Annotated in this window: 24 protein-coding genes; 11 read left to right on the top strand and 13 right to left on the bottom strand. The window is 61.5% G+C overall.

Annotated elements, in window-relative coordinates; all coding sequences use genetic code 11:
* The 4 genes from paaA to ACT3UA_RS10255 all read right to left on the bottom strand — a co-directional run bounded on the left by paaA (window position 1) and on the right by ACT3UA_RS10255 (window position 4,002).
* Window positions 1-987 (bottom strand): 1,2-phenylacetyl-CoA epoxidase subunit PaaA, encoded by a 987-nt coding sequence (gene paaA, locus ACT3UA_RS10270; protein ID WP_096283456.1) that lies wholly within the window; start codon window positions 985-987, stop codon window positions 1-3.
* 188 nt (window positions 988-1,175) lie between these two features.
* Complete coding sequence (locus ACT3UA_RS10265; RefSeq protein ID WP_096283454.1) at window positions 1,176-1,616, bottom strand: DoxX family protein; 441 nt, start codon at window positions 1,614-1,616, stop codon at window positions 1,176-1,178.
* Between the two features lie 239 nt (window positions 1,617-1,855).
* Entirely contained in the window at window positions 1,856-2,611 is a 756-nt protein-coding gene (locus ACT3UA_RS10260) for an amino acid ABC transporter ATP-binding protein (RefSeq protein WP_444616327.1), read from the bottom strand.
* Window positions 2,608-4,002 carry an amino acid ABC transporter substrate-binding protein/permease gene (locus ACT3UA_RS10255; RefSeq protein WP_096283566.1) on the bottom strand — a complete coding sequence of 465 codons (1,395 nt, stop codon included), beginning with the start codon at window positions 4,000-4,002 and terminating at the stop codon, window positions 2,608-2,610. The genes ACT3UA_RS10260 and ACT3UA_RS10255 overlap by 4 nt, the downstream gene beginning before the upstream one ends.
* Window positions 4,003-4,182: 180 nt before the next feature.
* On the opposite strand from ACT3UA_RS10255, the gene ACT3UA_RS10250 reads away from it, so the two are divergent.
* From ACT3UA_RS10250 to ACT3UA_RS10225, 6 genes are all read left to right on the top strand, one after another.
* Window positions 4,183-4,305, top strand: a complete 123-nt coding sequence (locus ACT3UA_RS10250; RefSeq protein WP_444616325.1) for a hypothetical protein — start codon at window positions 4,183-4,185, stop codon at window positions 4,303-4,305.
* On the top strand, window positions 4,280-6,442 hold the full coding sequence (locus ACT3UA_RS10245; RefSeq protein WP_096283449.1) for a S9 family peptidase: 2,163 nt from the start codon (window positions 4,280-4,282) through the stop codon (window positions 6,440-6,442). The genes ACT3UA_RS10250 and ACT3UA_RS10245 overlap by 26 nt, the downstream gene beginning before the upstream one ends.
* 288 nt (window positions 6,443-6,730) lie before the next feature.
* A complete protein-coding gene (paaI, locus tag ACT3UA_RS10240) occupies window positions 6,731-7,177 on the top strand; it encodes a hydroxyphenylacetyl-CoA thioesterase PaaI (protein WP_096283446.1) in 447 nt (148 codons plus the stop codon).
* Between the two features lie 30 nt (window positions 7,178-7,207).
* Window positions 7,208-8,527: a phenylacetate--CoA ligase family protein gene (locus ACT3UA_RS10235; protein ID WP_096283444.1), complete on the top strand. Its 1,320-nt coding sequence runs from the start codon at window positions 7,208-7,210 to the stop codon at window positions 8,525-8,527.
* 31 nt (window positions 8,528-8,558) lie between these two features.
* Window positions 8,559-9,176 (top strand): TetR/AcrR family transcriptional regulator, encoded by a 618-nt coding sequence (locus ACT3UA_RS10230; protein WP_096283442.1) that lies wholly within the window; start codon window positions 8,559-8,561, stop codon window positions 9,174-9,176.
* A 173-nt stretch (window positions 9,177-9,349) separates the two neighbouring features.
* Entirely contained in the window at window positions 9,350-10,033 is a 684-nt protein-coding gene (locus tag ACT3UA_RS10225) for a nicotinamide mononucleotide transporter (RefSeq protein ID WP_096283440.1), read from the top strand.
* Window positions 10,034-10,113: 80 nt separating this feature from the next.
* On the opposite strand, the gene paaZ is transcribed toward ACT3UA_RS10225, so the two are convergent.
* From paaZ to ACT3UA_RS10210, 3 genes are all read right to left on the bottom strand, one after another.
* Window positions 10,114-12,237 carry a phenylacetic acid degradation bifunctional protein PaaZ gene (gene paaZ / locus ACT3UA_RS10220; protein WP_096283438.1) on the bottom strand — a complete coding sequence of 708 codons (2,124 nt, stop codon included), beginning with the start codon at window positions 12,235-12,237 and terminating at the stop codon, window positions 10,114-10,116.
* A gap of 319 nt (window positions 12,238-12,556) precedes the next feature.
* Window positions 12,557-12,925, bottom strand: a complete 369-nt coding sequence (locus ACT3UA_RS10215) for a VOC family protein (protein ID WP_444616320.1) — start codon at window positions 12,923-12,925, stop codon at window positions 12,557-12,559.
* A 32-nt stretch (window positions 12,926-12,957) separates the two neighbouring features.
* Window positions 12,958-13,686, bottom strand: a complete 729-nt coding sequence (locus ACT3UA_RS10210) for a tyrosine-protein phosphatase (RefSeq protein ID WP_444616318.1) — start codon at window positions 13,684-13,686, stop codon at window positions 12,958-12,960.
* A gap of 140 nt (window positions 13,687-13,826) precedes the next feature.
* On the opposite strand from ACT3UA_RS10210, the gene ACT3UA_RS10205 reads away from it, so the two are divergent.
* Window positions 13,827-14,708, top strand: a complete 882-nt coding sequence (locus ACT3UA_RS10205) for a serine protein kinase RIO (RefSeq protein ID WP_255248331.1) — start codon at window positions 13,827-13,829, stop codon at window positions 14,706-14,708.
* A gap of 76 nt (window positions 14,709-14,784) precedes the next feature.
* Here ACT3UA_RS10205 and ACT3UA_RS10200 read toward each other — a convergent pair whose 3' ends face one another.
* The 4 genes from ACT3UA_RS10200 to ACT3UA_RS10185 all read right to left on the bottom strand — a co-directional run bounded on the left by ACT3UA_RS10200 (window position 14,785) and on the right by ACT3UA_RS10185 (window position 19,095).
* Window positions 14,785-15,645 (bottom strand): AraC family transcriptional regulator, encoded by an 861-nt coding sequence (locus ACT3UA_RS10200; protein WP_096283562.1) that lies wholly within the window; start codon window positions 15,643-15,645, stop codon window positions 14,785-14,787.
* Between the two features lie 558 nt (window positions 15,646-16,203).
* A complete protein-coding gene (locus ACT3UA_RS10195; RefSeq protein ID WP_096283432.1) occupies window positions 16,204-17,070 on the bottom strand; it encodes a 3-hydroxyacyl-CoA dehydrogenase family protein in 867 nt (288 codons plus the stop codon).
* 4 nt (window positions 17,071-17,074) lie between these two features.
* The gene (locus ACT3UA_RS10190) at window positions 17,075-17,869 is read right to left on the bottom strand and encodes an enoyl-CoA hydratase/isomerase family protein (RefSeq protein WP_096283430.1); all 795 of its coding nucleotides are present in this window, start codon (window positions 17,867-17,869) and stop codon (window positions 17,075-17,077) included.
* A gap of 2 nt (window positions 17,870-17,871) precedes the next feature.
* Entirely contained in the window at window positions 17,872-19,095 is a 1,224-nt protein-coding gene (locus tag ACT3UA_RS10185; RefSeq protein WP_444616314.1) for a thiolase family protein, read from the bottom strand.
* Between the two features lie 396 nt (window positions 19,096-19,491).
* Here ACT3UA_RS10185 and ACT3UA_RS10180 point away from each other — a divergent pair, with 396 nt between their 5' ends.
* Window positions 19,492-20,925 (top strand): MFS transporter, encoded by a 1,434-nt coding sequence (locus ACT3UA_RS10180; protein WP_096283428.1) that lies wholly within the window; start codon window positions 19,492-19,494, stop codon window positions 20,923-20,925.
* A 79-nt stretch (window positions 20,926-21,004) separates the two neighbouring features.
* On the opposite strand, the gene ACT3UA_RS10175 is transcribed toward ACT3UA_RS10180, so the two are convergent.
* Window positions 21,005-22,450, bottom strand: coding sequence for an amino acid permease (locus tag ACT3UA_RS10175; RefSeq protein WP_255248330.1), 1,446 nt, complete (start codon window positions 22,448-22,450; stop codon window positions 21,005-21,007).
* Between the two features lie 186 nt (window positions 22,451-22,636).
* On the opposite strand from ACT3UA_RS10175, the gene ACT3UA_RS10170 reads away from it, so the two are divergent.
* The 3 genes from ACT3UA_RS10170 (at window position 22,637) to ACT3UA_RS10160 (ending at window position 25,708) form a co-directional block, all read left to right on the top strand.
* The gene (locus tag ACT3UA_RS10170; protein ID WP_096283424.1) at window positions 22,637-23,599 is read left to right on the top strand and encodes a 1,4-dihydroxy-2-naphthoyl-CoA synthase; all 963 of its coding nucleotides are present in this window, start codon (window positions 22,637-22,639) and stop codon (window positions 23,597-23,599) included.
* A 21-nt stretch (window positions 23,600-23,620) separates the two neighbouring features.
* The gene (locus ACT3UA_RS10165) at window positions 23,621-24,748 is read left to right on the top strand and encodes an AMP-binding protein (RefSeq protein WP_096283422.1); all 1,128 of its coding nucleotides are present in this window, start codon (window positions 23,621-23,623) and stop codon (window positions 24,746-24,748) included.
* Window positions 24,749-24,823: 75 nt separating this feature from the next.
* Window positions 24,824-25,708, top strand: coding sequence for a 1,4-dihydroxy-2-naphthoate polyprenyltransferase (locus ACT3UA_RS10160; RefSeq protein ID WP_444616310.1), 885 nt, complete (start codon window positions 24,824-24,826; stop codon window positions 25,706-25,708).
* A gap of 41 nt (window positions 25,709-25,749) precedes the next feature.
* Here ACT3UA_RS10160 and ACT3UA_RS10155 read toward each other — a convergent pair whose 3' ends face one another.
* Window positions 25,750-26,031, bottom strand: a complete 282-nt coding sequence (locus tag ACT3UA_RS10155) for a DUF4229 domain-containing protein (protein ID WP_096283418.1) — start codon at window positions 26,029-26,031, stop codon at window positions 25,750-25,752.
* Window positions 26,032-26,060 lie beyond the last annotated feature (29 nt).

The raw sequence follows: 26,060 nt of genomic DNA, 5'->3' as shown, positions 1-26,060 counted from the left end.
CTAGGCAACCTCACTTTGTTCTTGCTTTTCGGCGTATGCGGTAGCGGCTTCACGGACCCAGGCACCTTCGCGGTGGGCCTTGCGGCGGTGTTCAAGCCGCTGGGCGTTGGCTGGACCGTTGCCCTTGATGACGTTCATGAATTCGTCCCAGTTCAGCTCCTTGTGGATCCACTGTTTCTTCTCTTCATCGAAGTGCAGGTCCGGATCCGGCAGGGTCATGCCCAGCACCTTGACCTGCTCTTCGATCATGCCCACGAAACGCTGGCGCAGTTCATCGTTGGAGAAGCGCTTGATCTTCCAGGCCATGGACTGGGCGGAGTTCGGCGACTGGTCATCCGGTGGACCGAACATCATCAGCGAGGGCTCGTAGAAGCGGTTGATGGCCTCTTGCGCCATCTTCTTCTGTGCCTCGGAGCCGCGGGAGAGGGAGAGCAGGATTTCGAATCCCTGGCGCTGATGGAAGGATTCTTCCTTGCAGATGCGCACCATTGCGCGTCCGTATGGACCATAGGAGGCACGGCATAGCGGCACCTGATTGGCGATGGCAGCACCGTCGACGAGCCAACCGATGGCTCCCATATCGGCCCAGGTGCGTGCCGGGTAGTTGAAAATCGAGGAGTACTTGGCGCGTCCGGTCAGCAGCTGGTCGTTCAGCTCGTCGCGGTCGGTGCCCAGGGTTTCGGCCGCGGAGTACAGGTATAGACCGTGGCCGGCCTCGTCCTGGACCTTCGCCATCAGAATCGACTTGCGCTTCAAGGATGGGGCGCGCGTAATCCAGTTGGCTTCTGGCTGCATGCCGATGATTTCGGAGTGAGCGTGCTGGGACACCTGACGGGTTAATGTCTTGCGGTAGGGCTCTGGCATCCAGTCTCGAGGTTCTACCCGGGAATCGTCGTTGATCAGGGCGTCGAAGCGCGCCTGCGACTGCTGCTCTTCATAGCTTGGGACGGCACTCAGTCCCGGCTCCTGCGGTGTGGTCGGGGCCATGGTTCACCTCACTGAAATTCAATTTACATACTGACCGTTCGTTCAGTATATGAGGGTGCGCTCGATCACGTCAACACCACCGCCGGGACGGGCGTCACATTCGAAGGCAGGCGCCCCGAAATGGGTCTGAGGGCGCAAAAATGCCCCAGGCGGCACCTGGGGCATTTATAGGGTTTTGCGGCTACCGGCTATGCGTTTACGGTGGCCTTCTTGCTCTTGAAGATCAACGCATCGACCGATACGCGGCCCGGCCCCACGAGGAGCAACGCAAGGGCGCCGGCGGCCAATGCCAGCACCAGCTCAATGCCGCCGTTCTCCACGAAAACGCCACCCGGAACATGGACCATGAATAGCGCAACGACCATTTGCGCACCCAGCAAGCCTGCGAACACGCGAGTCAGCAAGCCGAGGATCAAAGCTGCACCGCCGACGATTTCAAGGGTAGCGGCGACCGGTGCGATAATTCCGGCGGCCGGAACGCCCATCTGGCCAAAGGCCGCCGTGGTGCCTTCGAGGGTGAACTGGAAATACTTCTGCCAGCCGTGAGCCAGGAAGAGGAAGCCGAAGGCAAGGCGCAGCATGGTTTGGGCGATGACCTGCAGGCGTGGATTATCGATGAGGTTATTCATATGGGTGCTCCTGGTGAATTTTCCAAATGCATTGGATCTCGAATGGTCAGCTCCGCGCCGACAGGTCGGCGCTAGCTCTGCTTCCAGCCTAAGTTAATTTACTTTAATCTTCAACTAATGTTGCGTGGTGCAACAACCAAGCCCAATAAGTGCGCACACAAATTCGGCCCGCCTTGGCACCGCCTCGGGTGAGGACGCTGCAAGGGCGGGCCGAATTTACGCGGTAGCGCTAGGAAAACCTAGAGCACCTTGGAGAGGAAGTCGCGGGTACGTTCCTGCTGTGGGTTGCCGAACAGCTCCTCTGGCTTGCCTTCTTCGCAAACCACACCACCATCCATGAAGACCACGCGGTCCCCCACTTCGCGGGCGAAGCCCATCTCGTGGGTGACCAGCACCATGGTCATGCCCGAGTCGGCGAGTTCCTTGATCACCTGCAGCACCTCGCCAACCATCTCCGGGTCCAACGCGCTTGTTGCCTCGTCGAAGAGCATGATGCCCGGGGACATCGCCAACGCACGGGCGATCGCCACACGCTGCTTCTGTCCGCCGGAAAGCGAGGCCGGACGGGCATTGGCCTTTTCCGCCAGGCCCACACGGGCCAGCAGCTCTTCGGCCTTGGCCCGCGCCTCGGTCCGGTTCAGCTTCTTCAGCTCCACCGGTGCCAACATGATGTTCTCTGCCACCGACATATGCGGGAACAGGTTGAAATGCTGGAACACCATGCCCACATGGCGACGGACCTGGTTAATATCGACCTTCGGATCGGTGACGTCGAATCCGTCAACAACCACCTTGCCCGAGGAAATATCCTCCAGCTTGTTCAGGCAGCGCAGCAGCGTTGACTTGCCGGAGCCCGAAGGCCCGATCACGCAGACAACCTCGCCTTCGCCCACCTGAAGATCGATGCCCTTGAGGACCTCGTTGGAGCCGAAGGACTTGCGCAGTTCCTGGACCTGGATCTTCGTCGTGGCGGTTTGCTCGCTTACGGTGCTCACTTGTTAAACCTCCGATCGGCAAAGTTTGCCAATTTGGTCAGGGCCATGATGGCGATGAAGTAGATGATGCCGACGATGAACAGGGTCTCGGTGACACGGAAGTTCGCCGCGTAGATCTGCTGACCCTGGTAGAGCAGCTCGGCAAAGCCGATGGCGAGCAGCAGGGAGGAATCCTTGAGCATGATGATCAGCTGGTTGATCAAGGACGGAGTCATCATCTTGAAGGCCTGCGGCACCACAACCTTCTGCATTGACTTTCCGTAGCCAAGGCCCAGCGAACGGGAGGCTTCCAGCTGCCCTGGATCAACCGACTGGATACCGCCGCGAACGATCTCGGCAATATACGCGCCGGCGTTCAGCGACAGGGTAAGCACACCTGCAACCCAGATGCTGACATCCCAGCCGGTGAGCTGAGGCAGACCGAAGTAGAACATGAAGGCCCAGAGCAGCAGCGGCGTGCCACGGAAGATATTGACGAATGACGTCGAAATTCCGCGGACCACGATGTTGCCCGAAATCTTCATGAAGCCGAAGAGCAGACCAAGAACCATGGCCACCGCGAAGGAAATCGCCGTCACCAACAGGGTATTCCCCAAACCGGTCATCAACGCCGGCAAGGACTTGGCCACCAGGTCGAAGAAGTTGCTGGGCACCGCCGCGCTCGGATCGGCCAGGTACTCGTTCAGGATCTTGTCGTACTCCCCGCTGGCTTTCAGCTCGGCCAGCCCGTCGTTGAAGGCCGCCAGCAGCGCGGTATTCTCGCCCTTGTTGACCGCGAAACCATAGGAGCCGCCCGGCACCTTGTCGGTCACCGTCTTCAAACCGTTGTTCTGCGCGATGCCGTAGGCAAGGACCGGGTAGTCGTCGATGACGGCCACGGCGCTGCCGGACTTCACCGATTCGTACATGGTGGCCGACTGGTCCAAGGACTTGACGGTGAAGCCGTACTCGTCCGCGATGGACTTCGCGTAGGTCTCGCCCTCTGAACCGGTCTTGGCTACAACGGTTTCGCCCTCGAGGTCTTCATAGCCCTTGGTGGTCTCGTCGTCGCGATCCACCGCCATCTGAACACCGGATTCAAAGTATGGCTCGGAGAAATCATAGATTTCCTTGCGCTCGTCGGTAATCGACATACCGGCGATCACGCCATCGACCTGATTCGAGGACAACGCCTGCAAGGCAGCGCTGAAGCCCAGGGAACGAATCTCGACGTTGAAGCCTTGTTCCTCGGCGATGGTATTGATCAGATCCATGTCGATCCCGGTGAGCTCGCCATCCTGGCGGAACTCGAACGGAGCGAAGGTGGTGTCGGTGCCGATGACGTAGGTTTGACCCTCGACGCTCTCGTTGCCCTGGGCCAACGCCCCGGGGGCCCCGGCCACCAGCGCCATGAAACCGATGGCAGCCGCAGCAATCCACCGAGTCAAACGCCTCGACCTCAAAGTTGTGCGTGTGTTTTTCACTGCTGAATCACTTTCTATTGCGAATAGGGCGCTTTGCCCTTGGTGCAGTTCGATTCTTTATGTTAGTTAGCCTATGGCCAATGTCGGCCGGCCGACACCCTTTGCACCATGTCCGCGTGCCAAAACGAGGAATTTGCCGCCCGATTCCTGTCCGCGCTGAGCATAGCCAACCCCACAATCGCCGCTGGTGAGATTGAATGGGTGCATGACTTCTGCATCGATTACCGCTAGCGCGCCGCTCGCAGCGAAGATTCCCACGATCCGCGAATTCCATGGTGATAACTTCACCGACGAATATGAGTGGTTGCGGGAAAAAACCAGCAAGCAGGTACTGGACCACCTGAACGCGGAGAATGCCTACACCGATGCGGTCACCTCGGATCAGGAAGAGCTGCGCCAGGAGATCTTCAAGGAGATCAAGGCGCGCACCGTTGAAACCGATTTGTCGGTTCCCACGCGGCGGCGCGGCTGGTGGTACTACACCCGTTCGGTTGAAGGTAAGCCCTACACCATCCAGTGCCGGGTCAAGGCCGAAGACTCCCCCGATACCCGCGCCGACTGGACTCCGCCGGTCATCGACCCGGTCGAAGCGCTGCCCGGGGAGCAGGTGCTGCTCGACGGCAATCAGCTGGCCGAGGGCCAGTCGTTCTTCGCGCTGGGCGGCATGGCCATCAACGAGCCGAGCAACCTGCTGGCATACTGCATCGATACCCAGGGCGATGAGCGCTTCACCCTGTACATCAAGGATCTGGAAACCGGGCAGCTGCTTCCGGACGTCATCGAGGGCGTGTTCTACGGACTGGCCTTCTCCCCCGATTCCTCCACCGTCTACTACCTGGTCGTTGACGACACGTGGCGCCCGCACCAGGTGCGCGCCCACGTGCTGGGCAGCGATCCGGCCAGCGATACGGTGGTTTTCCAGGAAGATGATCCGGGCATGTGGCTCGGCTTCGATCTCAGCGCAGACCTCCAGCAGCTGCTGATTTCCAGCGGCAACTCCGAATACGCGGAGACCAGCGTTTTGGATCTGAACGACAAGGACGGACAGGTGCGCTTGCTCGTTCCGCGCGAACTGCGTCTGCTCCACGGGGTCGACCTGCTGCCCGGAGACGATCGGCGCGCCCTGATCACCCACGACCACCAGGCACCGAACAATATGCTCTCGCTGGTCGAGCTGGCGCAGCTGGGCGCCGACACCGACCCGGCAAGCTGGCGCACGGTGCTCGGGCACGAGTCCACGGTCAAGATCGAGGGCACCGCGCTGACCGCCACGCATCTGGTGGTTTCCGTGCGTCGCGATACCTGTGAACGGGTTCAGCTGATTCCGCTGGAATCGCTGGGCACCGAATCGCAGTTGCCGGTGCTCGAGCCGGCCTTCGACGAGGAGCTGTTCACCGCCGCCGCCACCTTCGCAGATCTGGAAGCCCCGCTGATCCGCATCGGGTACACCTCGGATTTCACTCCGGCGCGCGTCTACGACCTGTGGCTGGATGACAAGGAATTGGTGCTGCGCAAGCAGACTCCGGTGAACGACTACGACTCGGCGGACTACCTGTCCACGCGCGAATGGGCGACGGCCGCCGATGGCACGAAGATTCCGTTGACGGTGATGCGCCGCGCGGATTTGGACACCTCGGTGCCGAATCCGGTGCTGATCTACGGCTACGGCTCCTATGAGGCGTCGATGGATCCGGGATTCGGGATTCCGCGGTTGAGCGTGCTGGACCGCGGGGTGGTCTTCGTGATCGCCCACGTGCGCGGCGGCGGCGAGCTGGGCCGCGACTGGTACCTGCAGGGCAAGAAGCTGTCCAAGCGGAACACCTTCACCGACTTCATCGATGCCACGGTGCATCTGATCGATGCGGGCTGGGCCGATCCGGCGCGCATCGCGGCTCTGGGCGGCTCGGCGGGCGGCCTGCTGATGGGCGCCATCGCCAACCTGGCCCCGCAGCTGTACACCTCGATCATCGCCCAAGTTCCCTTCGTGGACCCGCTGACCTCGATCCTGGATCCGGAGCTGCCGCTCTCGGCCCTGGAGTGGGAAGAATGGGGCAACCCGATCGAGGACAAGGAGGTCTATGAGTACATGAAGGCCTACTCCCCCTACGAGAACGTTGCGGCCGTGGACTACCCGCGCATCGCCGCGGTGACTTCCTTGAACGACACCCGCGTGCTTTACGTGGAGCCGGCCAAATGGGTGGCGAAGCTGCGCGAGGTCGGCACCGGCAGCGAACCGATCTTGCTGAAAACCGAGATGGAAGGCGGCCACGGCGGCGCCTCGGGCCGCTACGAGGCGTGGAAGAATCGCGCCTGGGATTACGCCTTTGCCCTCGATGCGCTGGGCAAGAACCCGGCCACGGCGAAGTAACCCGCGAGGGAACCTAAGCCTGAATCCACCGATCCGCCCACAACCTTCGATTGATTTCGATGGCTGTGGGCGGTTTCGTTTTTCGGCGCGGTGCGAAACCGGTTCGGTGATGGGATACCAGCAGTGCGAGGAACCCTTTATTCTGCGTGCTCATCAGCGCCTTTGCCGCCGAGCGGCGCCGGCTCTCCGCGTAATTGTGACGTCCGCCATTAGACAGCAGGGCTTGAGATGGGTCACAATCTAGTATTACCTAATGATCGTTCGGTAACTAATTCGGCGGAGGTCCCTATGAGCGAAACCCAAATCGATAAGTCACTACCCCACGCAATCTTGCACAATGACTATGCCACCCAGTGGATGGGCATTGAAGTGGTGGAAGTGAGCGACGGGTTTGCGGTCATTACGATGACGCTTCGCCAGGAAATGCTCAACGGCTTCGGCATCGCCCATGGCGGAATGATCTTCTCGCTGGCCGATACCGCGTTTGCCTTGAGCTGCAATCCGCCGGAAGGCTCCGCGGACACCATCACCGTGGCCTCCGGCGCAGACATCAATTTCCTCAAGCCAGGGATCCCGGGACGCCTGCTGACGGCAACCGCGCAGCGCGTCTCGCAGCAAGGACGCAGCGGAATTTACGACATCACGGTCACCCAGCCGGGAACGAATGGCGGGATTGAAACCGTGGCCGAGTTCAGGGGCCGCTCGCGCACCGTTCCCAAGCCTAAGAACCGCTAAAACATTCAGTCACCACACGAAAGTATGAGCATGTCACAGCCAACTGACCGCGATAACTTGCCCAACCCACTGGATCCCGAAGAGACGATGAGCCGGGACCAGATCGAGTCGATTCAGCTCACTCGACTGAAGGAAACGCTGGACTACGCGTACACCAATGTTCCTTACTACAAGGACAAATACGATGCGGCTGGCGTGCACCCCACAGACTTGAAGGAACTGGCAGATCTGAAGCTGTTCCCGTTCACCGAAAAAGAAGATCTGCGCAAGAGCTACCCCTTCGGCATGTTCGCCGTTCCGCAGCATCAGGTGGCGCGGATCCACGCTTCCTCGGGCACCACCGGCCGCGCCACCGTGGTGGGCTACACCCAGCAGGACTTGGATGACTGGGCCAAGATGGGCGCACGTTGCTTGCGCCTCTCCGGAGTCAAGCCAGGCTGGAAGGTCCACAACGCCTACGGCTACGGCTTGTTCACCGGTGGCATGGGCGCGCACGCGGCTGCCGAGCGCCTGGGCACTACCGTCATTCCGATGTCCGGCGGACAGACCGAAAAACAGATTACGCTGATCAAGGACTTCGAGCCGGACGCGATCCTGTGCACCCCGACCTACCTGCTGACTATTGGCGATGCCATGCAGCGGGCAGGCTTGGACCCGCGCGACACCTCGCTGAAGGTCGCCGTCTGCGGCGCCGAACCGTGGACCGAAGAGATGCGCCACGAGCTGGAAGAGATGTTCGGCATCGACGCCTGCGATATCTACGGCCTCTCCGAAGTCATGGGCCCGGGCGTGGCCGGCGAATCGGTCGAGCTCAAGGACGGCAGCCACATCTGGGAGGACCATTTCCGTCCCGAAATCGTGGATGCGTTCGACGAAACCAAAGTATTGAACGACGGCGAACACGGCGAGCTGGTCTTCACCTCGCTGACCAAGCAGGCGCTGCCGATCATCCGCTACCGCACCCACGATCTGACCCGCCTCCTGCCCGGCTCGATCCGCCCCGGCCACCGCCGCATGGGCCGCATCACCGGGCGCAGCGATGACATGATCATTCTGCGCGGGGTGAATCTCTTCCCAAGCCAGATCGAAGAGCTGATCCTGAAGCTGCCGGCGCTCTCGCCGCACTTCCAGCTGGTGCTGACCCGTCCGGGCCGCATGGACCAGCTCGCGGTCAAGGTGGAGCGCCGGGCCGGCGCGTCGGCCGCGGAAGCCGCCACCGCGGCAACCGACCTGGCGAAACTGATCAAGATCCATGTGGGATCCTCCTGCGCCATCGAAGTATTGGATCCGGAATCGCTCGAGCGCTCCATGGGCAAGCTCAAGCGCATCTATGACATGCGAGACAAGTAAAGCCTGCTTGTCGTGGGATAATCGAGGGATCATGAGACTTATCGACAAAGCTAACACCCCGCTCAAAAGGGGACGCCCGGGCTACGACCAGGAGTCCGTCCTGCGCATCGCGGTCGAGGCTTTTAACGAACACGGGTATGAAGCTACCTCGATGGGTAAGCTGGCGGACCGGCTGGGCATCAGCAAGTCCGCCATCTACCACCATGTTCCCTCCAAAGAGGATCTGCTGCGGCTGGCCCTCGATGAGGCGCTGATTCCGCTGGAGGCGGTCATCATCGAGGTGCGCGCCCATCAGGGCAGCGCCGATGAGCGCCTGGATTTCTTCTTGCGTGCAACTTTCCGCATCCTGATCTCCAAGCGCAGCTACGTGACCTTGCTGCTGCGGCTGCGTGGCAACACGGAGCTGGAACGCGCCGCGCTGGAACGTCGTCGCGCCATGGACCGCCAGCTTGCCGAGCTGGTGACCGCGGCGCAGTCCGCCGGGAAGCTCCGCGCGGATCTCGATCCGCGCGCCACCGCACGTTTGCTCTTCGGCCTGATCAACTCCGTGGTCGACTGGTTCCGTGAAGATGGCCCGATCGATGCAAAAACCCTGGAAGATCAGGCGATCACCTTGCTCTTCGACGGATTGCATTCCACCGGCGAATAAATTCACCAGCTCGGCCCCGAGGGACCGCCCATTTGGCGCGGTCGCCTCGGGGTCGAGCTTTTTATTACCTTCCCGAACTCGGCCGATAATCGTCTTCACAGGTTGCGGCGATAGCATCATTAGGGTGCGTTTTGCGCCCGCCCGATCATTTCCCAGTCAATCTAAGAAGCGTCGTGGAAGAACTTTTTTACACTCTTTTCTCCCAGCTGCCAGGCACCGATTCAGGCATGCAGGTCGCACTGTTCTCACTGAGCGCGCTGCTCTCGGTGGTCGCCTGTGCCTTGCTGGCACACCGTAATGATCTAGGTTGGTGGGCCCAAATTCTCGCGGTCTTCGCCGGTCCGCTGGTCATTTCAATGCAGTATGACACCCTGTTCCTGGTGTACGCGATCCCGGCCCTGCTCATCGGAGTCTTCGGCCTCTGGCGGTTCTCCCGATACAAGTTCCACGGAAAGTTCACCCGGCAGGTGCTCCGTGCACCGTTGGGGCTCTCCGCAATCATCGCCGCGGTGCTCGGGGTGGCGGTGCTCACCGCCTTGCACCTCGGTGAAATGCTCACCACCGGTTTCGCGTTTACTGCCGGCACCGGCACCATTTGGGTTTCCTATCTCACCGAGGCCGTGGTGCTGGTCTCCTTCGCGCTCATCGCCTGCGGCATCCGTGCCGGGTGGCTGCTGATGGCCCTGGCCTCGGCCGTCTACGTGGCGACCCTGTTCGCCAACAACCCGGCCTTCGCATTGCTGCTGGTCTGGGTGTTCATGGTCATCGCCTCGCTCTATGCCTGGTTCATGTGGCGCGCGCTGCCGCGGCGGGACTCGGCGGATCACGCGGTCGGAACACCTGCCGTGGCCGACTAGCCTCCGGCACTTTCGAAACGACAAAAGAGCAGTGGCTGCGGAATCTTCTTCCGCAGCCACTGCTCTTTTATTCTCGGCTCTTAGTCCTGCCAGTTGGCATAGATGGTGTCTTCCTTCTCCACCAGCGTCAGCACGTCGTAGGTCGCGACGATCTCATCGTCTTGGTTGTGCAGAATCGCATCCCAGGCGACCTCGCCGTATTCATCGGTGACCCGCGGGGTGATCTTCTTGGCCGTCAACGTGACGCGCACCGAATCACCGACGGCCACCGGGGTGATGAAGCGCAGGTTCTCCAGGCCGTAGTTGGCCAGCACGGGTCCCGGAGCCGGCTCCACGAAGAGCCCGGCGGCCCAGGAGACCAGCAGGTAGCCGTGCGCCACGGTGCCCGGGAAGAACGGGTTGGCTTCCGCGGCCTTCGGGTTCACGTGGGCGTAGAAGGTGTCACCGGTTTCGTTGGCGAAGGCGGTGATCTCCTCCTGGCTGACCTGGCGCAGGTCCGAGGCCAGTGCGTCGCCGATCTTCAGTTCGGCCAGCGACTTGCGGAACGGGTGCACGTTGCCGGGTGTGGCGCCGAACTTCTCGCTGCCGGCAAGCTGCCGCGCGGCACCGGTGTGCCACACGCCGGTCAGCGCGGTGAGCATATTCGGCGAACCCTGCACCGCGGTGCGCTGCATGTGGTGCATCACCGAGCGGATACCGCCCAGTTCCTCGCCGCCGCCGGCGCGGCCCGGTCCGCCGTGGACCAGGTGAGGTACCGGCGAGCCGTGGCCGGTGGTGCTGCGTGCGGTCTCGCGGTTCAGGATGTGCACGCGCCCGTGGTGCGCTGCGATGCCCAGGGTCAGCGCGCGCATAATTTCCGGATCATTGGTGCACACCGTGGCGACCAGCGAACCGGAGCCCATGGCCGCCAGCTCGATGGCTTCATCCACGGAATCGTAGCCGATGACCGAGGACACCGGGCCAAAGGCTTCGCGGGAGTGCAGGATCGGGTTGCGGGCATCCTCCCAGCGCAATACCAGCGGAGACATGAAGGCCCCGCCTTCGGCGATCGCATCGCGTTCCGGGGCCACGCGTACCGCCGGGGCATCCAAGCGGCCAAAGGCCAGCTCGCCGCCGGCGTCGAGCATGTCTTGGACCGCGGCGCGCACGTCTCGCAGCTGCTCGACGGAGGCGAGCGCGCCCATGGTGACGCCCTCAACGCGCGGGTCACCGAGCACCACACGCTCATCGATGCGCTTGCCGATCGCATTGATCACCGCGTCGACCTGGCCGGCAGGGACGATATTACGGCGGATAGCGGTGCACTTCTGTCCGGCCTTGGAGGTCATTTCGCCGACAACCGCTTTGACGAAGGCGTCGAATTCAGCGGTGCCCTCCACCGCATCCGGACCAAGAATCGCGGCGTTCAACGAGTCGGTTTCGGCGCTGAAGCGCACTCCCCCGTCGATCACGTTTGGGTGGGACTTCAACCGGCTGGCGGTCGCCGCCGATCCGGTGAAGGAGAACATATCGCGGTAGTCGAGGTGATCCATCAAATCGCGCGCGGAGCCCGAGATCAGCTGCAGCGACCCTTCGGGCAGAATGCCCGATTCGATGATCATGCGCACAGCGACTTCGGTCAGGTACCCGGTAGGTGTCGCCGGCTTCACGATGGTGGGCACCCCGGCGATGAAGGCCGGTGCGAACTTTTCAAGCATTCCCCAAACCGGGAAGTTGAAGGCGTTGACCTGGACGACTACCCCGGACAGCGCGGTGTAGATGTGCGAGCCGAGGAAGGATCCGTCCTTGCTCAGCGGTTCGGCGTTGCCGTCGATGATGACGTTGCTGTTGGGAAGTTCACGGCGTCCCTTGGAAGAGAAGGTGAACAGCACGCCGATGCCGCCGTCGATATCGACCATCGAGTCGATCTTCGTGGCGCCGGTCTTATAGGAGACCTCGTAGAGATCCTTGCGGCGCTCGTTGAGGTACATGGCAAGTTCCTTGAGCTTCAAGGCCCGCTCATGCAGGGAAAGCTTGGACAGCTCGCGCTGTCCGACGCCGCGGCCGTACGCGACGGCTCCTGCGACGTCTAGGCTTCCGCCGGTGACGGTGGTGAGCAGCTCACCGGTATTGGCGTCGCGGACTTCGGTGCCGCCCTGGGCTTCGGGGGTTTGCCATTGACCGGCAATGAAACTTGGGACCACACCAATCTGGGATGTCGACATCGACATAATTCCTTCCTGAACGATCGGTCAGTAATACCATTAACAGTATCAGCAACCACGTGATCGACGACACTCGGGAGCAGAAACAATGGCTAATACGTCCTCCGCTACCCCGCCCGCAGAACCATGGAGCATCGAGCTCGGCGAAGCGGCGGGCTCCTGGACTGCGGTGAAGTACGCCTCCATCTTCGGCACGGTGGTCGTCGCAGCGGAGTCCAATGCGACCCGTCACCGTGCGGCCAGCGCCGGGATGCCTACCCTGACTGCTACACCGATCAAGCCCGGCCGACGCGTGGGCAGCCAACTCGCTGGCCGGGATTCAGCGTTTCGCCCAGACCCCGAGCTCGTTTCCGCTCGGATCGGCAAAGTGCAGCCGGCGCCCGCCGGGGAATTCGTAGGGTCCTTGCAGTATCCGGCCGCCAGCGGCGGTAATCCCCTGAGCCGTTGCATCCAGATCCTCGGAATACAACAGGACCAGCGGGCCGCCGGCCGCGCGCGGCGCCTCGGCGAGCGTAAGCCCGCCCACCTCTTCGCCGTCCCCAGCACCCGAGCCGATCCCCGCATAATTTGGCCCATAGTCGTTGAAAACCCAGCCGAAGGCGCCGGCATAAAAAGCCTTGGCTTCGGCCAGATCGGTGACGCTTAGCTCGATGTAGTTGAACGCATGGTGCAGTGACTGAGGGCTCATGCGGTGAGCTTACAACCAAGGCCGCCGAACTGTCACGACCTCGGTCGGCTAGCCAGCAATTGCAGCCGCTGCAATTGGGTTTCGGACATGCCGCAGGTCGCCAGGAAGCCCCGAGCGCTGCCCAGCCATTCGAGGAATATTTCCAGTTCCGCAGCGCGTTCGGCGATCGCTCGGCGCAGTTCGGGTTCACCCTGATGGGATTCGTAGGGGTGCTTGCGCGGGGAGACCCGGTGCCATTCGTTGATGCCGCGCACCGCAAGCTCATCCTGCTCAAGTATTTCCCCGCGCCGCCCGGCGAGATCGAGCAGGAGCGTGGCGACAAGCCCCGAGCGATCGCGTCCAGCAGAGCAGTGCACCACCGTGCCGCGCTCGGTTTCGGCGAGCGCCTCGAACACCGCGCGCAGCTGGCCGCCGAACTCTTCGCAGACCAGCCGGTACATGCTGGTGTGATTCATATAGGGCACCGCAACCGCCGCAAAGCGCTCGCTGCCGGCGGCCTCCAGCGGCAGCCGGAGGATTTCCATCCCTTCCAGAACCCCTTGGTCAACCACCGGGTCATGTTCGCGCCGTTTGACCTCCCCGTGGTTGCGCAGGTCGATGACGCGTTCGATTCCGTCCCGGCGCATCTGCTGCCAGCCGAGGCTCGTAAGCCATTCATGGCGCCCCATGCGATAGAAGGCCCCGGTGATCCATCGGGCATTGATCGACCCATCCCAGTTCACATCTTCGGGAAGTCGGCGATAGTCGGGAGCGTGGCCCATGGAACCCATTGCATCACATCGGCTGGTTCCTGTAGAGTTCTAGTCATTGGCAAGTGCCAATTAGTCTGTCAAGAAGGAGGGGTAACGATGAATGTCTTCTGCCCGCATACATTCCCACCCCTACTTCCCAAGGACTCACAGTGTCTTCATACCCCGGAAAATTCGCCAATTTAGACGATTCCGAACCTCAGCTTCGCACCCGGCGAAAAACCATTACCTGGGACGAAACCTCAATCGATGAGCTAGGTCCCCAGCAGCGCTATTCCAGCTGGCCGTTGATCGAAAAATCCTGTCGCGGTCCCAAGCCGTATCCCGCATGGTTGATCGAGGACGCCGCGGCCATCGACCTCGAGCTCGGCGTGCTGAAAACCGGCAAGGAAGGCGAGGTCTTCCTGATCGAGCGTGCCACCTCGCAGCGCAGCGTGTTGCTGGCGGCCAAGCGTTATCGCAAGCGGGACCAGCTGCAATTCAGTCGTTCGCAGTCCTACAGCGAGGGGCGCTCCGCGCGCCGCTCGCGTGATAATCGAGCCATCGACAACAACTCCAGCTATGGACGCGAAATCGCCGCCATGCAGTGGGCGAGCGCGGAATGGACCTATTTGCGCCGCTGCCATGCCGCTGGCATACCGGTCCCCTACCCGGTGCAAATCGAGGGAACCGAGATTCTCATGGAGTTCATCGCGGATCCGGACCGCCCCGGTGTCGCGGCACCGCGGCTGCAGCAGCTGCCGCGCAACGATCCGCGCCTGCCAATGCTCTGGGACCAACTGGCCGAGGCCATGGAGAAATTTGCGGCCATAGGCATCGCCCATGGCGACCTGTCGGCCTACAACCTGCTGGTCGCAGGCGAGCGCCTGGTGGTGATCGATGTGCCCCAGTGCGTGGACCTGGCCGGGAATCTGCACGGGCTGGACTTCTTGCATCGCGACTGCGTGAATATGTGCGACTGGTTCACCTCCAAGGGGCTGGAACGGGACGCCGACGCGTTATTCACCTCCTTGCTCGCGAGCATGTTCGCCTAAGCAGAAGGCAGCGATACTCGATAAGAACCAGCACCTTGGTGGTGATTCTTATCGAGTTTCGCTGCCGGCAGGGCGGTTAGAGTCGAGCAGACTCCACCGGAATCCATAGTTGGCCACGTCCGCTGCTGCCATCGGCATCTGGCTGGATGCTGAGCAGCTCGGGACCGGGAACCCAGCGATATGGATTAGCCGGGAACCATTCGGTGGCCGCGTCCGCCCAGAGGCGTTGAAGGACCTCCGGGAATTTCCCTTCGGCTTCAAAGACCACCCAGGTGCCAGCGCGGACCTGGATAGCTTCAAAACCCTGCGGGATCTCCTGCGTGGTGGCTACGGCTTGCCAGTAATCCAGTTCCGAGCCTTCGTCCCGTGAATCTTCGATGTTGACCGACGCCGAAACCATGCCCGGCAGGCCAGGTTCCGCCAGCTCTTTGAGCCGGAGCATCTGTTCCGGAACAAGACTCCTCTGGAATTCGATGATGTGCGGATTTGGCCCCTCATGGATCAGTGGAACCCGGGCGGTAAATCCAATAAGCCGGAACTCACCCAGCTCTTCAATACGGTGCTTCATGTCATGGCTCCCTTCAATGCGTACATGAATCCTCAAGCGAGGTTGGGAGCGGAGAACTGCCCCAGGTCTGCGTGCCTCGCTCGGCGTCAAACCATGCAGGGCCTTGAAGGCTCGATTAAAAGCCTCACCCGAGCCATATCCGTAGCGGACGGCAACATCCAGAACAGCATCACCGGCAATGATCTCTGCGGTCGCAGCGGTCAGCCGACGCCGCCGAATGTATTCGGATATCGGCAGACCCGCGAGCGAAGCGAACATTCTTCGGAAATGATATTCCGAGGTCAGCGCCATGCGAGCCAGCCGCGCCACATCAATTGGCTCGGTCAGATCCGCGTCGATGGCTTCTATAGCTTCATTCCACTGATGCACGTGTTCTCCTTCTCCCACCATTGAACTCTAGGGAGATTCAAATGTCGCGCACCCGATAATTGATGCCATAAAAAGTCAGCCCACCCGCGTGGAAATAATCCCAGGCAAGTGGGCTGGCAGACGAAGAGGAAGCTCAACGTATGAGATTCAGTTCGTCTAGCGCTGACGCCCCGGTAATCTACCGCGACTGGCTCACATCCTAAGTTCCTCGAATACCTAAATCAAGACCGTCTCCCCATCAGCCTTTCCGCCGCCCGGGGGCCTGATGCGGTCATCCAGCTGGAATTGGATAATGCCAAACGCATCAATCTGCGCGCACTTTGGACATTCCGGGATCACGATCAAGAGTTACCTCGATTGGGAGGTGCGGAGGCTCGAAGCGAGCAATCAAAGCCATAGGGTCGTGGCGGCCCGGGGCAAGGGCCGGACGGCCTCGATCTGCTTGACCGATTAAGCGGTCTGGTTGGTGTTTTCGCAGGAAAATTCACCTGGCGCAAAAAGCAGCCCGCTCGGAACGGCGAGATGCCGTTCCGAGCGGGCTGCTGAAACCAGGGGTGATTACCAGGTGTAGAAACCCTGGCCGGTCTTTCGGCCAAGCTTTCCCTCGGCCACCAGGTCCTTCAGAATCTGCGGCGGAGCAAAACGATCGCCCAGCGTCTCATGGAGGTATTCGGCAATTCCCAGACGCACGTCGAGTCCGACGATATCGGTGGTCTTCAGCGGTCCGGTCGGGTGCTTGTATCCCAGCACCATCGCGTTGTCGATGTCTTCGGCACTGGCCACCCCTTCTTCGACCATGCGCATGGCTTCCAGCGCGATGGCCACGCCAAGCCGCGAGGAGGCAAAGCCCGGTGCGTCGTTGACCACTACCGCGGTCTTCCCCAGCGCCGCTACCCAGCCGCGCGAAGCTGGCACAAGTTCCTGCGCGGTCTGCTTGCCGATCACGACCTCGATGAGCGTGGAGGCCGGCACCGGATTGAAGAAATGCAGACCCAAGAAGTTCGCCGGGCGTTGCAGTTCTTCGGCCAGGCCGGTCACGGACAGCGAGGAGGTATTCGAGGCAAGGATTGCCTCCGGCGCGAGCACCGCCTCCACTGCCTGCAAGGAGGAGACCTTCAGGTCCCAGATTTCGGGAACTGCTTCGATGACCAGACCGGCGGCCGCGAAGTCTGCGTAGTCGGTGCTGGTTGAAAAGCGGGCCAGGAGTTCCTCGCGGGACTCGTTCACCGCACCGCGGGCGAGCGACTTATCGACCGAATCGGCGACGCGCCCGTAGGCTGCGTCGGCCGATTCCTGATCGCGTTCGACCACGGTCACGGCCGCTCCGCTGGTCAAGAACGCGTGGGCGATACCGGCACCCATGCGGCCCCCGCCGAGGACTCCGACGGTTCCGGGCAGTTTATTTGCTACGGCGTCATTGTTCATATGCCTACTTCTTCTTTCGATCAAGGAATGCCTGCATCCGGTCAAACTTTGCCTGCGACTCAAAAAGCATGCCCTGAGCCAGGGTGTCGATCATCGGGTGCGCCTCGCGTGGAGCGTGGAATACCGACTTGGTGATGCGCACCGCCAGCGGGTCCTGGGCGCCGATCCGATCGGCCAACGCATCGGCGGCCGCATCCAGCTCGCTCGCGGCGTGCAGTTCGGTGATCAGCCCCACGCGCAGGCATTCGGCCCCGGTGAGCACCTTGCCGGCCAGCAGAATATCCTTCGCCACCGGCTCCCCCACCAATTCCTTCAGCCGCCAGGTGGCGCCGGCGGCGGCCATGATGCCGAGGTTGGCCTCCGGGTTTCCCATGCGCAATTCTTCGGTGCCGATGCGGAAGTCGGCGGCATAGGCCAGTTCGGCCCCGCCTCCCAGCGCGTAGCCGTCGAGGGCGGCGATCACCGGCATCGGCAGCTTGGCGATCCGCTCGAAGATGCTCGAGTTGATTCCGGCGAGCGCATCCTCGCGTCGGCGTTCGCGCAGCTGGGCAATATCGGCTCCGGAGGCGAAGATGCCCTTGGATCCCTTGGGCTTTTCCGCGGTGGGTTCCTGGCCGGGGCTGCCGGCCAGGATGAGGATTTTAGGTTCGCGTTCCAGCTGGCTGCAGACCGCGTGCAGTTCATCGACCATCTGCTGGTCGATCGCGTTGCGGACTTCCGGCCGGTGCAGGCGTACCCAGAGCCGGTCTGCGGTTTCCGAGATCTTCAGCGTGCCGAAGTCGGCGGGGTTCAAGCTCATGCCTAGACGCCTTCCACCAGCAGTGCAGCGCCCTGGCCGACGCCAACGCACATGGTCGCTACGCCGAGCTTCCGTCCGGCGCCGCTCAGCTCGCGTTCCATGCGGCCCAGCAAGGTGATCGCGATGCGTGAACCGCTGGATCCCAGCGGGTGCCCCAGCGCGATCGCGCCGCCGTCGCGGTTCACGATGCCCGGGTCCACCCCCAGCTCGCGCATGCTGGCCAAGGACTGCGAGGCGAAGGCCTCGTTGATTTCCATGGCACCGAGATCCGAGATGTTCAGCCCGGCCCGGGCCAGCACCTTGTTGGTGGATGGGACCGGGCCCATGCCCATGATCTCCGGCGCGAGGGCCGCCGCCTGCCCGTCGATGACCCGGGCGCGCGGCTTCAAGCCGAAACGTTCGATAGCCCGTTCGGAGACGACGAGGATCGCCGAGGCGCCGTCGTTGAGCGTGGAGGCGTTTCCGGCGGTGACGACCGAGCCGCCCTTGACCACCGGGCGCAGGGAGGAGAGGACCTCCAGGGTGGTGCCGGGGCGTGGGCCTTCATCGGTGTCCACGAGGTGTTCACCCTTGCGGGTCTTCACGGTGACCGGAACGATCTCGTCCTTGAAGCGGCCCGCGGCGATCGCGTCGATGGCCTTGGCGTGGGATTCCACCGCGAACTGGTCTGCGTCTTCCCGGGAGATGTTGTACACCCGAGCGACCTCTTCGGCGGTTTCCGGCATCGAGTAGGTCGCCTTGCCATCGCGGGAGAGTTCTCCGGAGAGGAAGCTCGGGTTGGTGAAGCGCCAGCCGATCGACGTATCGAAAACGGCTCCCGGTTTAGCGAAGGGCTTATCCGGCTTTTCCATAACCCACGGGGCCCGGGACATGGATTCCACGCCGCCGGCAACGACAATATCCGCCGCCCCCGACTTGACCATGTGGCTTGCCATGGTGATGGCACTCATCCCCGAGGCGCACAGCCGGTTGACCGTGATGCCCGGGACGCTGTCGGGGAAACCTGCCAATAACCAGGCCATGCGGGCCACGTTGCGGTTCTCTTCTCCGGCGCCGTTGGCGTTTCCGAAGATCACTTCCTCGACCGCGGCCGGATCGATCCCGGCATCTTCGACGAGCTGGCGGATGGTGATGGCGGCCAGATCATCCGGGCGGACACCGCTCAACGCTCCGCCGTAGCGGCCAACAGGGGTGCGCGTTCCGCCCACCAAGAATGCCTCAGCCATGAATACTCCTTCGTACTCCGGATTCAGATCCGGCTCGCTTCGCGCGAGCAGCATCCGTCCCGGAAAGATATTGATGCCAGCAGAGTGATCCCCACCACGCAAACTTACCGACCATTCGTTCACTAATAGAATCACAGATAGGCTCGCCCAGCGTCAAGAAAGCTACGCGCAATGCGTGGATTCGCTCGCTCCCAAGTTGCGGAGATTCTTCCTCCAAATATAGACGGTACGAAAGATCTGCATGTCAAAGATTGATTCTAGAATGAAGCTCACGTAACCTTTGGTAACTGACCGACTCTGGAGATATCCCCAGATCGTGGACCGTCTCCAAGGCCATGTAGTTCGGAAGGCTTTGGGCATCCGGTCGACGGAAAGCTGAAAAGTAACGGAGCATTTATGCCGCCGGAAAACAGCCACCCAAAAAACAATTCAGGTACCGAGAATTTCACGCCCGATCTCAACCACGACATCGGCCCCGATATGGGCACCGCCGCCGGACGACGCGAAGTGCGCAAAGCCACCGCAGCCTCGGCAATGGGCAATATGACCGAGTGGTTCGACTACGGCGTCTACGCGGTAGCCGTCACCTATATCACCGCGCACTTCTTCCCCACCGAGGGCGGGACCCTGATGGCCCTGGCCACGTTTGCGCTTTCCTTCCTGGTCCGCCCGTTAGGCGGCCTGGTGTGGGGCCCCCTGGGCGACAAGCTTGGACGCAAGAAGATCCTGGCGCTGACAATCATCATGATGTCGCTGGCGACGTTCCTGATCGGCGTCTTGCCCACCTACGCTTCGATCGGTGTCGTCGCGCCGGTCCTGCTGATACTGCTGCGCATGGTCCAGGGCTTCTCCACCGGTGGCGAGTACGGCGGCGCGGCTACCTTCATGGCCGAATACGCCCCGGATAAAAAGCGCGGGTACTTCGGCTCATTCCTGGAGTTCGGCACCCTGGGCGGTTTCGCGCTCGGCACCGCGGTGATGCTCTCCTTGCAGGTGATGCTCGGCGAGCAGGCCATGATGGACTTCGGCTGGCGCATTCCCTTCTTCATGGCCCTGCCCATGGGCCTCATTGGCTTGTACCTGCGCAGCAAGCTCGAAGACACCCCGGTCTTCCAAGAAATGGAAGCGGCCGGAGAAACCCAGGAAAGCGGCACCCTCCGGGCGCTCATCGGCTCCTACTGGCGCCCCATGCTGGTGATGAGCGGCCTGGTCATCGCCTTGAACGTCGTGAACTACACGCTACTGAGCTACATGCCGACCTACTTGGAGACGCAAATCGGGCTGGCCCCCAGCGCCTCCCTTGCAACGATCTTGATCGGCGAGGTAGCGATGATGGCGGTGATCCCGTTTGCCGGTTCGCTCTCGGATAAGATCGGCCGAAAACCCATGTGGAACATCTCCGTGATCGGGCTGTTCATCTTCGCGCTGCCCATGTTCTGGCTTATGGGGCAGAGCTTCATGTGGGCGATTGTCGGCTTTGCGGTCCTCGGTTTGCTGTACATCCCGCAGCTCGCCACGATTACCGCGACCTTCCCAGCGATGTTCCCTTCGCATGTGCGTTTCGCCGGATTTGCCATCACCTACAACGTGGCGACCGCGATCTTTGGCGGCACCGCCGCCATCGTCAACGAAGCGGCCATCGATGCTTCGGGTTTCCTGCTGTTCCCGGCCGTATACATGATGATTGCCTGCGTGATCGGCATGGTGGCCATCAGGTTCATGCCGGAGACCGCAGGCGCTTCACTGCGCGGTACCGAGATCCCGGACGCACTGGACACCGGCATTCTGGCCACCGTTCCGGCCAATGAGCCGAAGGCCGAGCAAAGCTAGGGCTTCGGCGCGAAGCACTAAGGGGTTTGGTTCCCGCCATTGGGCATGAACCAAACCCCTTAGTCGTTTGCTGCAGGCTTTAGTGGTCCACGGTTACTTTGGCCTTTTGGCCAACGAACTTCCAACCGATGAAGAGCAGGATCGCGAACAACGGGATAGCGGCGATCGTGTACAAACCGATGTGGAACACCTCGCCGTTCTCTCCGGTCAAGGTATCGAAGGAGATCAGGGCGGTGATGACCAGCAAGGAAACGAGGCCGACCCATCCGGTGACCGGCGCTCCCGGCATGGGGAGCTTGGAAATTTTTCCTTTTTTCTTGCGCAGCATCAATTGGCAGGCGAAGATCGTAGCCCAGGTGAACAGCACGCCGATCGAGGCGGTATTCAATGCGAGGTCGAAGGCGAAGGTACCGCCAAGCCACACGTTGAGCAGCACGCCGAGCAGATAGACCGCTCCCACGGTAAAGATGCCGGCCGAAGGAACAAAGCGTTTATTCATCTTGGACAGCCAGGCCGGCGCGTGCCCGTTGCCGCTCATCGTGCGCAAGATCCGGCCGATGGAATACAGCCCGGAATTGCACGAGGACAGTGCGGCGGTAATCACCACAAGGTTCATCACCGAACCGATCCAAGCCAACCCCATCTTGTCGAATACGGTGACGAACGGGCTGACTCCGGATTCATACTCATGCCAGGGCAAGATCATCGCGAGCAGGCTGACGCTGCCGATGTAGAAAACGAGAATCCTGAAAACCACCGCGCGAATGGCAGAGGGAACTTCCTTCTCCGGATTCTCCATCTCGCCTGCGGCGATACCCACCAGTTCGATCGCGTTATAGGCGAAGATCACCGAGTTCAGCACCAGGATCGAGACGAAGAATCCACGCGGGAACATGCCGCCTTCGCCGTTTTCATTGCCGATAAAGAGGTTCGACACCGAAGCGGTGTGTTCCCCGATCTGCGCGTTGGTAACCACCATGTAGGTGCCAACGGCGAGGAACAAGATGATCGCGGTGACCTTGATGAAGGCGGCCCAGAATTCGAATTCCGCGAATGCCTTGGCGCTGAACAAATTGATCGCCACAAGCATCGCCAGCGCGCAGAGCGCCGAGGCCGCAACCGGCAGATTCGGGAAGAAGTACTGGAAGTACAGGCCAATGGCAACCAGCTCGGCGATTCCGGTCATCACCCAGTTCAAGAGGTACATCCAGCCCGAGACGAAGGCGCCCTTGGGGCCAAAAAGCTCACCGGCATAGGACACAAAGGAACCCGAGGTTTGGCGGTACATGATCAATTCGCCCAACGCCCGCATCAGCAGATAGGCGATGCCCCCGGCCAGCGCGTAGGAGAAAATCAGCGCCGGTCCGGTAGCCGCCAGCCGACCGCCAGATCCCATGAAAAGTCCCACACCAATCGCACCACCGATGGCGATCATTTGCACATGTCGACGTCCGAGGGTTTTTTTGTATCCTTCGGAGCTGATCTCAGCTTCTTTGATGCCCGGATTGTGGTGGCTAGATGACACGTACTCACTCCTGAAATGCTTAGGTCCTCGGCTTGCCCATGGCGACTGCCAGGCTCAAGGCTCCGAGGAAAATTTACTCCCTTTGGCACGCAAAGCACGAATCATCGCCGTGACACGTTCTGCTAGAGACCGGTCTTTGCGCGCACCTACACCGAGATCTCCGGCCGTTCGACTAGCATTTAGAGGGTGAGTAGCCAGAATAATTCAGCCCAGCCAGAAAAGGTCTCCGACATTTTCGACCCCGTGCGTTGGCGCGTTGTCGAAGGTTTCGATTTCACCGACATCACCTACCACCGCCAGGTGGAGCGTGCGGCAAGCGGCGAGATCCTCCGCGACCTGCCGACGGTGCGCATTGCCTTTGACCGTCCCGAGGTGCGCAACGCATTCCGCCCCCATACGGTAGACGAGCTTTATCGCGCGATGGATCATGCGCGCATGACCAGCAACGTGGCCACCGTCTTGCTCACCGGCAACGGTCCATCGCCCAAGGACGGCGGGCATGCCTTCTGCTCCGGTGGCGATCAGCGTATCCGTGGCCGTGACGGCTACCGCTACGCCGAGGGCGAGACCGGCGAATCAATCGATCCGGCCCGCGCCGGGCGACTGCACATTCTCGAGGTGCAGCGCCTGATGCGCACCATGCCGAAGGTTGTGCTCTGCGTGGTCAACGGCTGGGCTGCCGGTGGCGGCCACTCGCTGCATGTGGTCTCGGACCTGAGCATCGCTTCGAAGGAACACGGCAAGTTCAAGCAGACTGATGCGACCGTGGGCTCCTTCGACGCGGGTTACGGTTCGGCATTGCTGGCCCGACAGGTCGGCCAGAAGACCGCGCGGGAGATTTTCTTCCTGGCCCGTGAGTACTCCGCCGATGACATGGTGCGCATGGGCGCGGTCAACGAGTCGGTCGAGCACGCCCGCCTCGAAGAGGTTGCGTTGGAGTACGCGGCAGACATTGCCAAGCAGTCCCCCCAGGCCATTCGCATGCTGAAGTTTGCGTTCAACCTGGCAGATGATGGCCTGGCCGGCCAGCAGGTCTTCGCCGGGGAAGCTACCCGGATGGCCTATATGACCGATGAAGCCGTAGAAGGCCGTGATGCCTTCCTCGGCAAACGCGACCCTGACTGGTCCAACCACCCGTACTACTTCTAAGCCACGGAGGATTAGCTGAGTATGCAGGCACCCCACCACAGTCTCATGCAGGCGTTGGCCGCCAACGCCAACGATTCCGGACCGGCCCTGGAAGTCCTTGCGGACCCCTCGGCGCCCGGCGGTCTGCAGGTCGCTTATCTGCGCCCGGAGGAGCTTCCCGGGTTTGCGCAGACCATGGTGGTGGTGCGCACTTCCGGGTCCACCGGGAGGGCCAAGCGCACGGTGCTCAGCGTCTCGGCGATGGCAGCCAGCGCCCAGGCCACGGCCGAGTACCTCGGCTTCGAGGGACAATGGCTGCTGGCCCTGCCGGTGCACTATGTCGCGGGACTCAGCGTGCTGACCCGTTCGCTTTTTGCCGGGACCAATCCGGTGAGCATGGATCTTCAGGGCAGCTTCTCTGCGCAGAAGTTCACCGACGCGGCCGAGGAAATGGTCGATGCCCACCGCCTGACTTCCCTGGTCCCCACCCAGTTGGCACGCCTGCTGGACAATCCGGAGCCACGGACCATTGCGGTGCTGAAGCGTTTCGACGCCATCTTGCTCGGCGGCGCACGGGCCAGCAAGGACCTGCTGCAAAGCTCGCGGCATCTGGGCCTGAAGATCTTCCAAACCTATGGCGCGGCGGAAACTTCGGGCGGTCTGGTCTACAACGGAACCGCCTTGCCGGGAGTGAAACTTGCCGAACGCCAGGGACGCATCCTGGTCTCCGGCCCGATGCTCGCCGACGGCTACGCGAATAATCCCGAGGCCACCGCCGAACACTTCGTCATCCACGAAGGCGCGCGCTGGTACCTCACCGATGATCTGGGCAGCGTCGACGGCAACCGGCTGAGCATCGCCGGGCGTATGGACGATGTGATTAATACCGGTGGCGTCAAACTGTCGGCCGGGAAAATCGAAGGGCTGCTCGAAGAGTTCTTCCAGCAGTGCCTGGTGCTGCCGGTCCCCGACGCGCAATGGGGCCAAAGCGTAGGTTTAGCCTATTCAGGTCCGACAAATACGCAGGATGCTTTTGAAGCCGTGCGGCAAACCATTGGATCCGCGGCCGTTCCCAAACGGGTCCGCCACTACCCTTCCGGGCTTCCAATGCTGCCCAACGGGAAGTTTGATCGGCGCCGGATCCTCGACGAGTTGCGCGCCGGCGGCTGATCCGATTCGCCTTGCCCGAAGTTTCGCGGGAAACTAAGGGGTCCGAGTTTTTGGTCTCGCCGAAAGGAACGAGAAGTGGCAACGCTTTCCCAGTGGGTCGCCGGCGCACGCCTGCGCACCCTGCCCATCGTCATCGCCCCGGTAGTCATCGGCACCGCGGCCGCAGTGGGCGAAACCGGCCAATTTTTGTGGTTCCGCTTTGTGCTTGCCCTGCTCGTGGGGCTCCTGCTCCAGGTCGGCGTGAATTACTCAAATGACTACTCCGACGGAATCCGCGGAACCGACGACGAACGGGTCGGCCCGCTGCGGCTGACCGGCGCCAAACTCGCGAAGCCGAAGCACGTGAGAAACGCCGCTTTCGGATGTTTCGGGTTGGCGGCGATTCTCGGATTGCTGCTCGTTATTCTTTCCGCTTCATGGCCGCTGCTCTTGGTGGGCGTCGCCGCGATCTTTGCCGCCTGGGGTTACACCGGCGGTAAGAACCCTTACGGATACCGTGGTTGGGGAGATCTCTACGTCTTCATTTTCTTCGGCCTGGTGGCCACGCTGGGCACCACGTACACGCAGATCGGTCAGCTGACGCTGGCTTCCCTGCTCGGTGCGATCGGTACCGGCCTGATCGGCTGTGCGCTGCTGATGGCAAATAACGTCCGCGATATTCCCACGGACCGCGAAGTTGGAAAAATTACCTTGGCGGTGCGATTGGGCGAACAGTCGGCCCGGCTGAGCTACGTGCTGATGTTGAGCGCCGCCATTGTCCTGCCGCTGTTGCTCACGGGGTCAAACGGTTGGATGTGGCTCATCCTGCTCAGCTTCATCCCGGCCGCCGCTCCAAGCTGGCTGATGCTGCGCGAAGAATCGCTGCCTAAGCTGGTGCTGGTGCTCAAGCAGACGGGCCTGGTCAACGTGGTCTACGCCGCGCTCTTCAGCTTGGCCATCATGCTGCACACCTGGCTCTAAGACAGAAGCCTTCCAAAGTGAACAACTTTGGAAGGCTTCGCTTATTTGTTTTCCGGTCGCTGCGATTCGTCGAAGGAATCCTCGATGGCTTCTTCGGCCAGCTGGGATTCGGTCTTCGATGCGCTGGTTTTGGCAAAGGCGTTGCGCGCGTCCTCGTTTGCTGCCAAACGTAGTTTGTTGAAGAACAAATAAGACACGGCAAAGGCGACTATCAGGGCAATCAGGCCCGAGGTGAAGATCGGCCAGGCCATTAGCTTCCACATTGCCAAGAAGACAACGCAGAACAGACCCAACCGAAGCACCGAATATTTCACAAACTGCATACGTTAAAGTCTACCGATGAACCTGTGAG

This window comes from Glutamicibacter sp. 363, assembly GCF_052379505.1.
Taxonomy (GTDB): domain Bacteria; phylum Actinomycetota; class Actinomycetes; order Actinomycetales; family Micrococcaceae; genus Glutamicibacter.
The sequence above is the reverse complement of the archived record's forward strand: the minus strand, read 5'-3'. Positions and strand labels throughout refer to the sequence as shown.

What these genes read in the sequence shown, in the direction of transcription:
- paaA (WP_096283456.1), bottom strand. Translation starts at nt 987, where the DNA reads ATGGCCCCGACCACACCGCAGGAGCCGGGACTGAGTGCCGTCCCAAGC.
- ACT3UA_RS10265 (WP_096283454.1), bottom strand. Translation starts at nt 1,616, where the DNA reads ATGAATAACCTCATCGATAATCCACGCCTGCAGGTCATCGCCCAAACC.
- ACT3UA_RS10255 (WP_096283566.1), bottom strand. Translation starts at nt 4,002, where the DNA reads ATGGCGCTGGTGGCCGGGGCCCCCGGGGCGTTGGCCCAGGGCAACGAG.
- ACT3UA_RS10250 (WP_444616325.1), top strand. Translation starts at nt 4,183, where the DNA reads ATGTCCGCGTGCCAAAACGAGGAATTTGCCGCCCGATTCCTGTCCGCG.
- ACT3UA_RS10245 (WP_096283449.1), top strand. Translation starts at nt 4,280, where the DNA reads ATGACTTCTGCATCGATTACCGCTAGCGCGCCGCTCGCAGCGAAGATT.
- paaI (WP_096283446.1), top strand. Translation starts at nt 6,731, where the DNA reads ATGAGCGAAACCCAAATCGATAAGTCACTACCCCACGCAATCTTGCAC.
- ACT3UA_RS10235 (WP_096283444.1), top strand. Translation starts at nt 7,208, where the DNA reads ATGTCACAGCCAACTGACCGCGATAACTTGCCCAACCCACTGGATCCC.
- ACT3UA_RS10230 (WP_096283442.1), top strand. Translation starts at nt 8,559, where the DNA reads ATGAGACTTATCGACAAAGCTAACACCCCGCTCAAAAGGGGACGCCCG.
- paaZ (WP_096283438.1), bottom strand. Translation starts at nt 12,237, where the DNA reads ATGTCGACATCCCAGATTGGTGTGGTCCCAAGTTTCATTGCCGGTCAA.
- ACT3UA_RS10215 (WP_444616320.1), bottom strand. Translation starts at nt 12,925, where the DNA reads ATGAGCCCTCAGTCACTGCACCATGCGTTCAACTACATCGAGCTAAGC.
- ACT3UA_RS10210 (WP_444616318.1), bottom strand. Translation starts at nt 13,686, where the DNA reads ATGGGCCACGCTCCCGACTATCGCCGACTTCCCGAAGATGTGAACTGG.
- ACT3UA_RS10195 (WP_096283432.1), bottom strand. Translation starts at nt 17,070, where the DNA reads ATGAACAATGACGCCGTAGCAAATAAACTGCCCGGAACCGTCGGAGTC.
- ACT3UA_RS10190 (WP_096283430.1), bottom strand. Translation starts at nt 17,869, where the DNA reads ATGAGCTTGAACCCCGCCGACTTCGGCACGCTGAAGATCTCGGAAACC.
- ACT3UA_RS10185 (WP_444616314.1), bottom strand. Translation starts at nt 19,095, where the DNA reads ATGGCTGAGGCATTCTTGGTGGGCGGAACGCGCACCCCTGTTGGCCGC.
- ACT3UA_RS10180 (WP_096283428.1), top strand. Translation starts at nt 19,492, where the DNA reads ATGCCGCCGGAAAACAGCCACCCAAAAAACAATTCAGGTACCGAGAAT.
- ACT3UA_RS10165 (WP_096283422.1), top strand. Translation starts at nt 23,621, where the DNA reads ATGCAGGCACCCCACCACAGTCTCATGCAGGCGTTGGCCGCCAACGCC.
- ACT3UA_RS10155 (WP_096283418.1), bottom strand. Translation starts at nt 26,031, where the DNA reads ATGCAGTTTGTGAAATATTCGGTGCTTCGGTTGGGTCTGTTCTGCGTT.